At 71.2% G+C, this 13591-nt stretch carries 14 protein-coding genes; 3 read left to right on the top strand and 11 right to left on the bottom strand.

The genetic code is table 11. The annotated features are described in order from the left end of the window. Window positions 1-33: 33 nt before the first annotated feature. The 6 genes from ACIOJD_RS07455 to ACIOJD_RS07430 form a co-directional block, all read right to left on the bottom strand. On the bottom strand, window positions 34-1083 hold the full coding sequence (locus tag ACIOJD_RS07455; RefSeq protein WP_401909422.1) for a glycoside hydrolase family 6 protein: 1050 nt from the start codon (window positions 1081-1083) through the stop codon (window positions 34-36). Window positions 1084-1285: 202 nt separating this feature from the next. Further along, window positions 1286-1996 carry a class F sortase gene (locus ACIOJD_RS07450; RefSeq protein WP_401911608.1) on the bottom strand — a complete coding sequence of 237 codons (711 nt, stop codon included), beginning with the start codon at window positions 1994-1996 and terminating at the stop codon, window positions 1286-1288. 19 nt (window positions 1997-2015) lie between these two features. After that, window positions 2016-2669 carry a hypothetical protein gene (locus ACIOJD_RS07445; protein WP_401909419.1) on the bottom strand — a complete coding sequence of 218 codons (654 nt, stop codon included), beginning with the start codon at window positions 2667-2669 and terminating at the stop codon, window positions 2016-2018. Between the two features lie 150 nt (window positions 2670-2819). Continuing rightward, on the bottom strand, window positions 2820-3599 hold the full coding sequence (locus ACIOJD_RS07440; protein WP_401909416.1) for an HAD-IIA family hydrolase: 780 nt from the start codon (window positions 3597-3599) through the stop codon (window positions 2820-2822). A 213-nt stretch (window positions 3600-3812) separates the two neighbouring features. Then, complete coding sequence (locus tag ACIOJD_RS07435; protein ID WP_401909414.1) at window positions 3813-4748, bottom strand: cell wall protein; 936 nt, start codon at window positions 4746-4748, stop codon at window positions 3813-3815. 195 nt (window positions 4749-4943) lie between these two features. Then, complete coding sequence (locus tag ACIOJD_RS07430) at window positions 4944-6134, bottom strand: ROK family protein (RefSeq protein ID WP_401911606.1); 1191 nt, start codon at window positions 6132-6134, stop codon at window positions 4944-4946. 186 nt (window positions 6135-6320) lie between these two features. On the opposite strand from ACIOJD_RS07430, the gene ACIOJD_RS07425 reads away from it, so the two are divergent. Together ACIOJD_RS07425 and ACIOJD_RS07420 are read left to right on the top strand one after the other, a co-directional pair. Further along, complete coding sequence (locus ACIOJD_RS07425) at window positions 6321-7421, top strand: Gfo/Idh/MocA family oxidoreductase (RefSeq protein WP_401909412.1); 1101 nt, start codon at window positions 6321-6323, stop codon at window positions 7419-7421. Beyond that, the gene (locus tag ACIOJD_RS07420) at window positions 7418-7879 is read left to right on the top strand and encodes a heme-degrading domain-containing protein (RefSeq protein WP_401909409.1); all 462 of its coding nucleotides are present in this window, start codon (window positions 7418-7420) and stop codon (window positions 7877-7879) included. Before ACIOJD_RS07425 ends, ACIOJD_RS07420 begins: the two co-directional genes overlap by 4 nt. A 178-nt stretch (window positions 7880-8057) precedes the next feature. Here ACIOJD_RS07420 and ACIOJD_RS07415 read toward each other — a convergent pair whose 3' ends face one another. The 5 genes from ACIOJD_RS07415 to ACIOJD_RS07395 all read right to left on the bottom strand — a co-directional run bounded on the left by ACIOJD_RS07415 (window position 8058) and on the right by ACIOJD_RS07395 (window position 12321). Continuing rightward, entirely contained in the window at window positions 8058-8915 is an 858-nt protein-coding gene (locus ACIOJD_RS07415) for a fumarylacetoacetate hydrolase family protein (protein ID WP_401909407.1), read from the bottom strand. 196 nt (window positions 8916-9111) lie between these two features. After that, entirely contained in the window at window positions 9112-9879 is a 768-nt protein-coding gene (locus ACIOJD_RS07410; RefSeq protein ID WP_401909405.1) for a YidC/Oxa1 family membrane protein insertase, read from the bottom strand. Between the two features lie 103 nt (window positions 9880-9982). Further along, complete coding sequence (locus tag ACIOJD_RS07405) at window positions 9983-10300, bottom strand: DUF6412 domain-containing protein (protein ID WP_401909402.1); 318 nt, start codon at window positions 10298-10300, stop codon at window positions 9983-9985. Between the two features lie 186 nt (window positions 10301-10486). Continuing rightward, window positions 10487-12058: a sodium:solute symporter gene (locus tag ACIOJD_RS07400; protein WP_401909399.1), complete on the bottom strand. Its 1572-nt coding sequence runs from the start codon at window positions 12056-12058 to the stop codon at window positions 10487-10489. Then, window positions 12055-12321, bottom strand: a complete 267-nt coding sequence (locus tag ACIOJD_RS07395) for a DUF3311 domain-containing protein (RefSeq protein ID WP_401909396.1) — start codon at window positions 12319-12321, stop codon at window positions 12055-12057. Before ACIOJD_RS07395 ends, ACIOJD_RS07400 begins: the two co-directional genes overlap by 4 nt. A gap of 72 nt (window positions 12322-12393) precedes the next feature. Here ACIOJD_RS07395 and ACIOJD_RS07390 point away from each other — a divergent pair, with 72 nt between their 5' ends. Then, window positions 12394-13392: an SEC-C metal-binding domain-containing protein gene (locus ACIOJD_RS07390; protein WP_401909393.1), complete on the top strand. Its 999-nt coding sequence runs from the start codon at window positions 12394-12396 to the stop codon at window positions 13390-13392. The last annotated feature ends 199 nt before the right edge of the window (window positions 13393-13591 follow it).

The following is a 13591-nucleotide window of genomic DNA, read 5'->3' as shown; positions in this document are numbered from 1 at the left end:
GCGCCGGGGCGGTGAACGTCGAGGCGGCCCGCGCTACCGGGCGTTCCGGGCCAGGCCCAGGGCGTACTCCGCATACCAGTCGCCCGCCTTGGGGCCGCCCTTGCAGTCGCCGTCCGACTCTCCCGGACGCTTGATCCACAGGTAGGCCTTGACCAGCGGGTCGCCGGTCTTGGTGGTGGGCCGTTCACCGAGGGCGCGGCCCGGGGGGTTGCACCAGTTCTCGCTGGGATCGCCCTTGGTGTAAGGGCCGTTGCCGTTGCGGCTGGTGTCGATCACGAAGGGCTTGTTGCCGACCTTCGCGGAGAGCCTCTTGCCGAAGTCCGTGCTGGCGGCAGTCGGATAGAAGTTGGATACGTTGACCGAGAAGCCGTCCGCCTCGGCGATGCCCGCCCGCTGGAGCGGTTCGAAGAGCGCGTCCGGGGTCTGCCAGCCGGCGTTGCCCGCGTCCAGGTGGACCGTGGTGGCCGGCTGCTGCTTGAGCCGCTGGACGGCTCCCCTGAGCAGGTCGTACCGCTCCTCGTGGAACTGGTCGGGGGTGCAGCCGTCCACCAGGTGCAGTACGGCGTCGGGCTCCAGGATCACCGTGGTCCGGCGGTCGCCGATGCCCTTGGCGACCTTGTCGATCCACTCCCGGTAGGCGTTGCCGTCCGAGGCGCCGCCCTTGGAGAACTGGTCGCAGTCGCGGTGCGGGATGTTGTAGAGGACCAGCAGCGCGTCCCGGTCGGCCTTCGCGGCCGCTTCGGTGAAGCCCTTGGTCTGCTCTTCGGGGGTGTCGGGGCCGATCCATTCGGCGACGGGCTGTTCGGCGATCTTTCTGATCAGGGCGGCGTTCTTGTCGTCGCCCTTGTCCACGTACGCGGCGACCTGCCGGGCGGCCCGGCCGTCTGGATTGACCCAGTACGGGTCCTCGGCCTTGGGCCGCTGGCCTATGGAGGCCGACACGCCTCCGCCGTCGCTGTCACGATCGCCGTCGCCGTCGGACGAACAGCCCGACAGCAGCAGCGCCGCCCCCGCCGCGATCGCGCCCGCCCGGACCCGGCCCGTAACCCTGAAACGACCGCGGCCGGAATAACTGCCGTACATCCACTCCCCCTTGGCGCGCTGCCTGCCGCGACCGCGCACTGTGCCTGAGACCGCCCCCTGGCGCCCCGCCCTGAACTGATCGGTTGAGCCAATCCTGGCACACCGGTTCCGGCGGCCAGGGGCATAACCGAACTCGTCGGCCGAACTCGCGAGCCGGGCCCGTCAGCCCAACTCGCGTGCCCGGCTCGCGAACCGGAACCCGTCAGTTGGCGCGCGGTTCGGTCACGCCCGTCAGATACGCCGACACCACCACGTTCGCCGTATACACGCCCGCCTGCCGGTCGAACGTTCCGCCGCAGGTGATCAGCCGCAGCTCGGCGCGCGACTTCACATGGGAGCCGTACACCTTCGCCGCGTCGAAGCGGTCCCGGTCGAAGACCTGCACATCGTCGATGGTGAACTCGGCGACCGAGCGGTCCGCCCTGGTCACCCGGACCTTGCCGCCCGGCTTGGCGGAGCTCAGCCCGTAGAAGACGGCGGGCTTCGTCTCGGTGTCGACATGGGCGACGAAGAGGGCGGCGCCCATCGCTCCCGGCTTGACGCCGTCGCCGTACCAGCCGACGGTGTGCGGCGCCGAGTACGGGGGCGGGTCGACCGCCCCCGTACTGTCCAGGCCGCGCGGCTCGACCGGGGCCGAGATCCCTATGGACGGGATGTCCACCCGCCGCGGGTCCGCCGGCTGGGCCGGTGTGCGAGGTGGCGGCAGCGGACCCGCCAGCGGGCGGCCGACGGCGGCCACATCGCCGGTGGTGGGGGCCGAGTTGGCGCCGGGGCCGTTGGCGTCGCGGCCCCAGAGCCACAGCCCGAGCAGCAGTACGGCCCAGGCCACCCCGGTCATCAGCCTGCCGCCGCCCGGCGCACTCGTCGCAGCCGGGGCTCGTTTCGCGCCCCGGGCACCCGCCGCGCTCCTCATACCGTCCCCGAAGGACATGTCAGTCCGAGTCCCGTGCGCCCGTACGGTTGCGGCGCACGCTCCTGACGGCCACGGCGACCGCCGCGACGCCCGCCAGAACCAGGCCGATCACCGCGTGCTGGGTGCCGGGTCCGGCCTTCTGGCCCGAGTCCGCGGCGAGTTGTGCCGTACCGCCGCCTCCGGCCCGTACCGGCGCGGTGGGCCTGGTGTGGTGGCCGGGCTGTGAGTGGTGATCGGACCGCGAGTGGTGATCGGACCGCGACCGCTGGACGATGTCGAAGCCACCGGAGTCCGGGTGACCGTGGCCGTCACAGCTGATGTCGATCCTGTGCCGTCCCTCGCTCGCGGACGATCTGATCCGGGCGTGACCGGAGAGCGGCGTGGCGCGGTTCCGGTCCCTGCTCGACGCGGCCTGGTCGCGGTTCCAGTCCTCGCCCCAGGCACGGCGGGAGAGCGCCGCATCGGTGTCGAAGGCCCGGGACCTGGCCACGGCCGTGCGGCTCTTGCAGCCCTCGACCCGGACCTCGATCGTGCCGCCCGGGGCGACGGTGGACGGGATGACCGTGACCCGCACGGAGTCATGGGCTTGCGCTGCGGTGGTGCCGAGGACCGGCGCGACCACCAGTGCGGTGGCAGCACACGTGGCACGGAGAGCGATCAGCGATGGACGCATGGTGAACCTCCTGGTGCATAGAAGACTCACCCTCGTGGCGGCTTCTCGCATCCGCAGCGGCCCGATTGCCCGCCCCCAGCGGCTCGGCCGGCTACCGCGGGCGGTCCGGTCACCTGTCCCCGAACGTGCCCCCGAACCTCGCTGACGTGCTCAGACGCGGTCGACGAGATCGGCGATCGAGTTGACGACCGTGGAGGGGCGGAAGGGGTAACGGTCGACATCACCCGGTGTCGTCACCCCGGTCAGGACCAGGAAGGTCTCCATCCCCGCCTCCAGACCGGCCAGCACGTCGGTGTCCATCCGGTCGCCGATCATCGCGCTGGTCTCGGAGTGCGCGCCGATGGCGTTGAGGCCGGTCCGCATCATCAGCGGGTTCGGCTTGCCCGCGAAGTACGGGTCCTTGCCGGTGGCCTTCGTGATCAGCGCGGCGACCGCCCCGGTGGCGGGCAGCGGGCCCTCGGTCGAGGGCCCGGTCTCGTCGGGGTTGGTGCAGATGAACCGCGCACCGCCGTTGATCAGCCGGATCGCCCTGGTCAGGGCCTCGAAGCTGTACGTACGGGTCTCGCCGAGCACCACGTAGTCGGGCTCGTGGTCGGTCAGGATGTAGCCGATGTCGTGCAGGGCGGTGGTCATCCCGGCCTCGCCGATGACATACGCCGTACCGCCGGGCCGCTGGTCCTCCAGGAACTTGGCGGTGGCGAGCGCCGAGGTCCAGATGTTCTCCACGGGCACGTCGAGACCCATCCGGGCGAGCCGGGCCTGGAGGTCGCGCGGGGTGTAGATCGAGTTGTTCGTGAGCACCAGGAAGGGCTTGCCCGAATCCCGCAGACGCTTGATGAACTCGGCGGCGCCGGGGATCGGAACGCCCTCGTGGATGAGGACACCGTCCATGTCGGTGAGCCAGGACTCGATCGGCTTGCGCTCTGCCACGGGACTGTTCTCCGCTCTGCGGTGGCCAATAATCCACTGTCCGACACGCTCAGCCTAACCATGGCGTTTGAGGGGCGGTGCGGGTGTCCACCGCTCGGTCGGGACGGAGAAGGGCAGGGCAAGGCGGACAGCGGGTGGGATAGGCAGGCGGTCAGGCGGTCGGGCGGGATCGGGGCACCGGGATGCGCCGGGCCGCGCCAGGGTGTCCGGGTATCAGAAGCGTTCGGTCCGCAGTCTCCGGATACCCGCGAACAAGATGGCTCCGGCGACGAACAGCGCCAAGGCGGCGGTGATATGGCCCAGGGGGTCGTCATCGGTGCGGGCGCCCGCGACTTCCCTGTGTTCTCCGGAACGGTGGGGGCCGGGGGTGCCGGAGGCATGGGGGTTGCCCGGGGCACCGGGATTGCCGGAGGCGTGCGGGTTGTCGGAGGCGTGCGGGTTGTCGGACGCGTGGGCACCCGTATCGGCGTCGCCGTCGCGGTTCCTGGCGCCCTCACCCTCGCTCCCCGGCTCGCCGTCGACCCCGGCCTCACCGACCTCGAAACGGTATGCGTCGGACTCGCCCACCCAGTCGCCGTCGTCACCGCGCCGCTGGACGCTCGCGGCCGTCATCACGACCTCGTTCGGGCTCGTGTCCGCCGCGAAGGCCAGCCGCGCGCGAACGGTGACGGTCCGGCCCGCCGGTACGTCGAATCCGGGGGAACCGTCGTCGAGGACGCCGATGATCTCGTCCTGGTCGGACTTCTCCAACGACAGAATCCGCCAGCGCTTGTGGTCGTCGCGGGTCTCCAGCGTGACCTGGGGGTTGCCGAGCGTCCGGTCCCGGTCGACCAGGACGATGACCGGGTGGATGTCACCGCAGGGCTGGTCGGTGGTATTGGTCAGATCGAGATACCAGGTCCCGGCGTCGCCCCCGGGCCGGTAGGAGGAGGGCCCGCCATGGATACGGGTCTCGATCGGGAAGTCGCGGCCGGACGCCTTCGCGCACGCCGGACGGCGGTCGACCGTCCCCGCGCCGTCGGGCGCGACTGCTGATGCTGATCCTGGTGCTGGTGCCGCCCATGCGGTCGGCGTGAACACGGGCAGTACCGCGAACGAGACCGTCACAGCCGCGGTGACTCCGGTGGCGAGGGCATGACGCAGACGCATGAGTGGCGTGGCCTTTGCTGATCGCGAAGCGGTCGGGGTGTCGGAACACAGGCGCCCGGCAGGCCGGTTCGGCCGCCGCCAGGCTCGCAATTCGGACTTTTCGACGTTGCCATGCCCCGGCGTCCCGCTCCGGGCGCCATGACCCCGAACGGCCGGACCCTCACACGAATGCACCTCATCGGCCCAGCCGCGGGGTTACGAGCGGCGGCCCAGGCCGTGGCCGAACAGCGGCGCGAGGACGAGTTGCGCCGCGCCTTCCGCCACCGGGTGCGCGCCTCCCTCCGCCAGGGTGACGGGGACGGCCGACCCCCGGGTGCGGTCGGCGACGACGGCGCCCACGCCCCGTACGAAGCACTCCTCGTGCGCGACGATCGTCCGGCCGCCGAGCAGTACGCGGTCGATGTCGAGCAGCTCGACCAGGTTCGCCGCCCCGGCGCCGAGCACTCGCGCCGCCTGGGCCGGCTCGCCGCGCGCGACCGCCGCGAGACAGAGCGCCTCGATGCAGCCACGGCGGCCACAGCAGCACAGGGGCCCGTCGAGCTGGATGACCTGGTGGCCGAACTCGCCCGCCCTGGTGTGTCCGCCGCGGTAGAGCGCGCCGCCGAGGACGAGGCCGGCGCCCAGCCCCGTACCGAGATGGAGGTACGCGAAGGAGTCGCCGGGCCCGCGCAGGGTGAGGCCGAGGGCGGCGGCGTTGGTGTCCTTGTCGAGGACGACGGGCAGCTGGAGTCGGGCGGCGAGGGCGTCACGCAGCGGGAACCCCTCCCACTGCGGGAACCCGGTGACGCTCCGGGGGACGCCGGTGGTGTGGTCGAGCGGTCCCGGCATCGCGACGCCGACACCCAGCACGTCCCGCGCGCCCGGCGCCGTATCCGTACGGGTACGCGCTCCGGTTTCCGTACGGGTACGCGCGCCGGTATCCATACGGGTACGCGCTCCGGTTTCCATACGGGTACGCGCTCCGGTATCCGTAACCGCTCCGGCGTCCAGCCGTACCGCGTCCGCCCGTACCGCCTCCACCTGCTCCGCCGCCGTCTCGACCACCCGCTCCGCCCCCGCTCCGAGGTCGAACGGGACGGTCCGTACGGCGACCGGCGTGCCGGCCAGGTCCATCAGGACCGCCGTGAGTTCGTCGCGGTCCAGGTGGAGACCCACGGCGTGCGCGGCGGACGGCACGAGCCGCAGCACGGTCCGGGGCTTGCCGCCCGTCGAGGCACGGCGGCCGGCCTCCTCCGCCATGCCCTCCGTACGCAGCCGTGCCGTGATCTTGCTGACCGCTTGCGGGGTGAGCCGGGTGCGTTCGGCGAGTTCCAGCCGGCTGATGCCGCCCTCTCCGGCGGCCCGGAGCAGGTCGAGGACCAGCGCCGCGTTGTGGCCGCGCAGCATCAGCAGATTGGCGCCCCAGCCGGCCGCGTTCGCCACCTCCTCGGCGCCCGCTGCCGGGTCGGAGCCCGCTTCCGCCTGGCCCGCGCCCGTGTTCTCCCGATCGGCGCCCGTATCCGTACCTCTGTTCACATCGGCCATTGTGCACCGGCCTTGCACTTTGGCAACAGCGTTGCTTAAGTGGATCGCATGACTGGTACAGGCACTCCCCTGCGCGTCGGGCTCGTGGGCTACGGGCTCGCGGGCTCCGTCTTCCACGCCCCGCTGATCACCGCCGCCGAGGGGCTCGTCCTCGACACCGTCGTCACCTCCAATCCGGAGCGCCGGGCGCAGGCGCGCGCGGAGTTCCCGGACGTACGTTTCACCGCCTCGCCGGAAGAGCTGTGGGCAGGGGCACGGGCCGGCGAACTGGACCTGATCGTCATCGCCTCCCCCAACAAGACGCACGTCCCGGTCGCGGCGTCCGCCCTCAGGGCCGGTCTGCCCGTCGTCGTGGACAAGCCGCTCGCGGGCAGCGCGGCCGAGGCACGTGAGCTGGCCGCGCTCGCCGAGGAGCGCGGGCTGCTGCTCTCCGTCTTCCAGAACCGCCGCTGGGACAACGACTTCCTCACGCTCTCCCGCCTGGTCAAGTCCGGTGAGCTGGGCGACGTACAGCGTTTCGAATCCCGCTTCGAGCGCTGGCGCCCTCAGCCGAAGGGCGGCTGGCGCGAGTCGGGCGCGCCGGAGGAGATCGGCGGACTGCTGTACGACCTCGGCAGCCATGTCGTCGACCAGGCGCTGGTGCTGTTCGGGCCGGCGGTACGGGTGTACGCGGAGCGGGACGTACGGCGTCCGGGCGCCCAGGCCGACGACGACACCTTCATCGCGATCACGCACGCGAACGGCGTCCGCTCCCATCTGTACGTCAGCGCCACCACCGCCCAACTCGGCCCGCGCTTCCGGGTGCTGGGCTCGGCGGCCGGTTATGTGAAGCACGGCCTGGATCCGCAGGAGGCGGCCCTGCGCAGTGGCAGGCGACCCGGCGCGGAGCGTGGCTGGGGCGTGGAGGGCGAGTCGCTGTGGGGTCGGATCGGCGCGGGCGAGTCGGCGCTGACGGGCGGCGGCAACCCGGTGGAGACCGAGCCGGGCGACTACCCGGCGTACTACGCGGGGATCGCCACCGCGCTGCGCGAGGGCACCGCACCGCCGGTGACGGCGCACGAGGCGGCGGCGGCGCTCGACGTACTGGAGGCGGCGAAACTCTCGGCCGCCGAGGGCAGGACGATCACGCTGGAGGTCACGCACTCATGAGCAACCCCACTGTCGCCGAACTGGAGTCCCAGGAAGCGCGCCTGACGCTGCCTCACTTCACATACGACGACGCCTGGAAGCTGGGCAACCTGCTGGTCGAGCTGGCGCGCGACCGGAACGCGCCGGTGGCGATCGACATCCGCCGGGGCGCGCAGCAGCTCTTCCACTGCGCGCTGCCGGGCTCGTCGGCGGACAACGACGCGTGGATCGACCGCAAGCGCCGGGTGGTCGAGCGGTACGGCGCAGCCTCGTTCCTCGTGGGGACCCGTTTCCGCGCGAAGGGCACGACCTTCGAGGAGTCGTCCCGCCTGGACCCGGACGTGTACGCGGCGCACGGCGGCTCGTTCCCCATCGCGGTGGAGAACGCGGGGATCGTCGGCACGGTGACGGTCTCGGGTCTTCCGCAGGCGGAGGACCACGCGCTGGTGGTGGAGGCGCTGGAACGACTGGTGGGGTGAGGAACGACTGGTGGGGTGAGGCGGGGGCGCGAGGCGGGATGAGAGGGGGGCGGGACAAGGCGGGGCGCACTCGCATGCGCCCCCGCGCCCTTCCCTTCCGCTCCCTCTACGCGTCCCTCAGCTCCCCAAGGCCCTCAGCTCCCCAAGGCCCTTAGGGCCCTAAGGCCCCTCAGGCTCCCTACGCGTCCTTCAACTCCTGCCGCTGACGGCCCAGCCCCTCGATCTCCAGCTCCACCACGTCCCCCGCCCGCAGGTACGGCTTCGGCTCCGGCCTGCCCATGGCCACGCCCGCCGGCGTCCCCGTGTTGATGACATCGCCCGGGTACAGGGTCATGAACTGGCTGACGTACCGCACGACTTCGCCCACCCCGAAGATCTGCTCGGCGGTCGTCCCGTCCTGCTTGAGCTCGCCGTTGACCCGGAGCCGCAGCGGCAGCGCCTGCGGGTCGGGCACCTCGTCCGCCGTCACCAGCCAGGGGCCCAGCGGATTGAACGTCTCGCAGTTCTTGCCCTTGTCCCAGGTGCCGCCGCGCTCGATCTGGAACTCGCGCTCGGAGACGTCGTGCGAGACGGCGTATCCGGCGACATGCGCCAGGCCCTCCTCGGCGGACTCCAGATAGCGGGCGGCCCGTCCGACGACGACGGCGAGTTCGACCTCCCAGTCGGTCTTACGGCTGCCCCGGGGTACGAGAACGGTGTCATGAGGTCCGACCACTGTGTCCGGCGCCTTGAAGAAAATGATCGGCTCGGCGGGGATCTGCGCACCGGTCTCGGCGGCGTGATCGTGGTAGTTCAGCCCGATGCACACGATCTTGCCGATCCGGCCGAGCGGCGGCCCGACCCGTACCCCGTCGGCGTCGAGTACGGGCAGCTCGCCCGAGGCCCCGGCCGCCCTGATCCGGTCGAGCGCGGCCGCATCGGCGAGCAGGGCACCGTCAATGTCCGTGACCAGGGCCGACAGGTCCCGAAGGGTTCCGTCCTGATCGAGCAGCGCCGGGCGCTCAGCCCCCGCCGTACCGACACGCAGCAGCTTCATGGTCTGAATCTCCCTCTGACGGGGTGGGGCCGGCCGACGGGCTGACGGAGGTGGGTCCGGCCGACGGGGTGCGACCGGGCCGGTGGGCGCGACCGTCGGCGGACTCGGCCGATCCTCCAAGACATCGGATCACCCTGCAAGACCCGGTTCACACACTGGACTCACTCGCAGGGCTCACCGCCGACCGCCCTGACCGTCAGGCGGCACTCGCCGCGCCCGCCGCCTGTACCCCCGCGACCCGCATGTCCCGGTAGAGGAAGTACCGCTCGACCGCCGTCCAGGTCGTGCTGGTCACCACGTACAGCGCGGCGGCCAGCGGTACGAAGCCGACGGTGAAGAGCGTCGCGAAGGACATCAGCGGCATCATCCTCGTCATCGCGCCCATGCCCGGAACGGGCTGCCCGTCGGGTCCCGCCGGCATCGTCGTCGGGTTGGCCGCCATCTGGCGCTTCGTCTGGCGGAAGGTGAACGTGGCGACGCCGGCGACGATCGCGAAGAGGGCCACGTACACGATGCCCGCTCCACCGAACAGCCCGCCGTCCGACAGCGCGTCCGTCCAGCGGTCGCCGAGGGGCGCGGCGAAGAGCGAGTGGCCGAGCAGTCCGTTCGGCCGGCCACCGATCTCCCGGCTGGAGAAGAGGTGGTACATCAGGAAGAACGCGGGCATCTGCAACAGGCTCGGCAGGCAGCCGGACAGCGGCGAGACCTTCTCCTTGGTGTGCAGTTCCTGGAGCGCCTTCTGCATGCGCTCCGGGTTCTTGCCGTGCTTCTTGCGCAGCTCGGCGATCTGCGGCGCGAGTTTCGTACGGGCCTTCTGCCCACGGGCGGCCGCCCGGGAGAGCGGGTGGACCGCGAGCCGTACACAGGCGGTGAAAAGGACGATCGCCGCAGCGGTGGCGCCGGTGTGGAAGAGCGGCTGGAGCAGATCGGCGAGGTGTCCGACCAGGCTGGCGAAAACGGACATGTGAGCCCTCCGTGGGGTCTCTCGTCGTGCCGGATGAATGCGATTCGGCATGACGGACCCACGCGGGGTGCGACAGGAACGGAAGAGAGGGTGCCCTGTGCCCCTACGCGGCCGTCGGCAGACGACGGCCCGGGGCTCGGGGCCTGGTGCGGCCCGAGGCGTCGGGATCCCGTTGGGGCAGGAAGGCGGTGCGTTGCTCGCGGTCGCGGATGGCCGTCCGTACCCGCTGACGCGGTACGGCGGGCACGGAGCGCGCGCTGATCACGGCGCAGACGACGAGCGCGGATCCCACGGCGGCGGTGGCGGTGGCGGCGAGCGCGACGGTGGCGGTGAGGCCGCCGGCGTCGATGAGCAGGACTTCGGCGAGGAGGAACAGCAGCAGACCGGTGGGGCGCAGCTGACGCAGCACGCTGCGGACCATGTCCTGCTCCCCTCTCGTACGGTTTCTCCGGTTCATCCGATGTGTAGTACGACTGTCATCTCAGTACAGCGCAACCACTCCAGCCGTTATACACGATCGGGCTACGTCGACTGAAGCCGCTGACGGAGACGGAGCGGGGCCCGGCCGAACCGGATCCTGCGGGTCCGGACCGGGCCGCGGATCACGCTACGGACCGGGCGTATCGCTCGCGCCACCCGAAGAGCCCGAGGCGCCCGGAGCGCCCGAGACGCCCGGACCGACCGGGTCGTGGGCAAGCACGTCCCCGTCCCCGGCCCCGTCCCCGTCCCCGTCCGGCAGCCGGCCCCGACGGCCCACGTACGTCACGGCCAGCGCGACCAGCAGGTTCGCGGCGAGCGCGACGATCCCGGCGTTCACTCCCCACACCGGATCGTGACCGGTGAAGACCAGCCCGCACACCGCCCCCACCCCCACCGCGAGCCCGCTCAATCCACCGATCAGGGTGAATCTCCGCCACACCAGACCCAGCAGCATCATCGGCAGGAGCTGCGCCATGCCCTCGTACGAGATGAGGGAGAGCCGTACGAGCGTATTGGGCGCCATATACGTCAGGACCAGCGCGATCGCACCCGCCGCCACGACCACCACCTGCGCCGCGCCCTTCTCCCGGGCCCGCCAGCGCGGTACGAGCGAGAGCACACTGCGCCCCCACATCGTCCCGATCACCAGCATGAACACGGCCATCGGCACGATCGACGAGAGCGCCGCCGCCACCCCGATGATCCCGACCGCCCAGGCGGGCAGCGAGTCCACGACGAGCTTGAAGAGCGCGAGGTTCGAGTCGGCGCCGGTGAGACCGGGGACGACGAAGAGCGCGGCCATCCCGAGCAGCATCGGGACGAAGAGCAGCACGTTGTAGGCGGGCAGCCAGATCGCGTTACGGCGCAGCGCGTCGGCGTCGCGCGCGCCCAGATATCCGGCGACGGTCGTGGGGAAGATGACGACGGTCAGCGCGTTCAGCAGCGAGGTGGTGATGAACCAGGCCGTGCCCAGCCCGCTCGCCCCCTGTCCGCTCTGGTGTCCGGGCAGCGTCAGCCACTCCCTCTTCCCGGCCACGAGCCGGTCGAGGAGCGGCCCGTACCCGTCGAAGTAGTGCAGCGGCACATAGACGGCGAGGAACCCGAGGGTGCCGATCACCAGCACGTCCTTGAGCACGGACACCCAGGCACTGCCCCGCAGCCCGCTCACCACCACGAACCCGGTGGTGACCGCGAAGCTGATGAAATAGGCCCAGTCGAGGCTGATCGCGCCGTACGAGATGGTCGAGACGACCACGCCCATGCCGGTGATCTGGAGCTGGATGTACGGCAGGAGGAAGACGGTCGCGAGTACGGCGACGAGGGCGCCGAGCCAGGGCCGTCCGAAACGGTGGGCGAGTATGTCCGTGATACCCACGAGATCATGACGCCGGGCGTACGCCCACAGCATGGGTCCGACCACATAGCCGACGGCGTAACCGCAGGACATGTAGGCGACCACGTAGAGAACGGGGGCGCCGTAGTTGTAGCCCCAGCCCGCGGCACCCAGATAGCTGAAACTGGTGTAGCTCTCGCCCGCCATCAGCACCCAGATGAAGACGGCGCCGAGACTGCGCCCGCCGACGGACCACTCGGCGAGCCCGCCGGTGCCTCCGCCTCGCCCCCGTACGGCGAGAAGCCCAAGACCCACGGTCCCCATCATGAAGACCGAGAAGATCGAGGTGGCGATCACAGCGTTCATTCCGCGCCCTCCCCTGGTGCCGACGGCCGCGCGGGCCCCGGCCCCGATATCGGCCGCGCCGCCGACCTGCGCCGCAGCCGCTGATCGCCGCGCCACGTCAGCCATACGGCGAAGGGCGTGGCCACGGTCGCCCCGAGCAGCCACAGGGAGAGGAACGGGAGCCGGAGGATGACGGGATCGACCCGGTTCACCCAGGGCAAAACCACCAGGAACAGGACGAAGGGAACGAGTAACCAGAGCAGATGAGGACGGTGTCGAAGCACGTCAGGACCTTAGACGGCCCGTCCCGGCCATCCCCCTCCGCCCGTGCCCCGTACAGCAGTACGGTGTGCATCATGCGCCCCGATATGCCTGTCGATCACACCACGGAAGCCGAGCGCCTGCTGCGCACCGCTGCCCAGTACCCCGAGGATCACGAGCCCCTGTTCCTCCAGGCCGCGGCCCATCTGGAACTGGCCGGGGACCGTGCCCGCGCCGCGGGCCTCTACGACACCCTCCTCGCGGCCTCCCCCGACCACCCCCACCTGGTGAAAGCCCTCAAGGCCGCCAACCTCTGGGAGTACGGTCACGAGGCCGAGGCCCGCGCGATCATCGACGGCCTGCGCACCGCCGCCCCGCTGGACCCGGCGCCCTGGGAGATCGTGGCGGAGACCCTGGAGCACCACGACGAACTGGAGGAGGCCCACGACTCCTTCACCTCGGCCCTCAACCTGCTGCTCACTCCGGGCGAGGAAGTCCCGTACGCCACCCACACCCTGCTGATCGGCCGCCACCGCGTCCGCCGCCTGCTGGGCCTGGACCACGACCCCTGGGACGCCCTCGCCGACAGCGTCCACCCGTCCTCCGTCGGCCTGGACGAACTCCACGACCCCAAGCGCCTCTGGTCCCTGGGCTCCGACAACCCGGCCGAACTCCAGGCCGAGATCGCCCGCCTCCGCGCCGAACTGGGCTCCTACCGCACGGCCCTCTCCCGCCCGTTCCCGGTGGCGGTCCTGCACTGGCCGGCCCCGGAACTACGCGAACTACTCGCCGCGTACCCGACCCTGGCCACCGAGTACCCCTCCCACGAGGCCCACCTCACCCAACTGGAAACCTCCCTCCGCGACCTGGCCGCCACCGGCACCCCCAACCTGGGCATCGTCACGGCCACGGTCCCCTCGTACGAAGCCTTCGCGGCCTCGGAACAGTCCTCCCCCTCCAACGCGGACCTGCTCCCCCAATACGCCACCACCCTGGCAGCCCGAGGCCGAGCCACCCCTTGGCCGCCGCCCCGCAACGCCACTTGTTGGTGCGCTTCGGGCCGGCCGTACAGGGAGTGCCACGGCGCGGGATAGCACATGGGCGGCGGGTCGGAACGAACCCCGCCGCCCTTACCCGACGAAGGCCATCGGTCGTAACCGACCACAGCCTGGAGGCTCGCGTCGACCAGGCTCCCCAACAGGAGCTGAGAGTCGGATCGTGGGACTCCCGGCACTCAGGGCGAGCGCGCCGGCACAATGCCAAAGTGCCTGATGCTGTCCCTTCCTCCGCCGC

Origin of the sequence: Streptomyces sp. NPDC088116, from assembly GCF_044741745.1 — a bacterium.
In the GTDB taxonomy this organism is placed as follows: domain Bacteria; phylum Actinomycetota; class Actinomycetes; order Streptomycetales; family Streptomycetaceae; genus Streptomyces.
The sequence above is the reverse complement of the archived record's forward strand: the minus strand, read 5'-3'. Positions and strand labels throughout refer to the sequence as shown.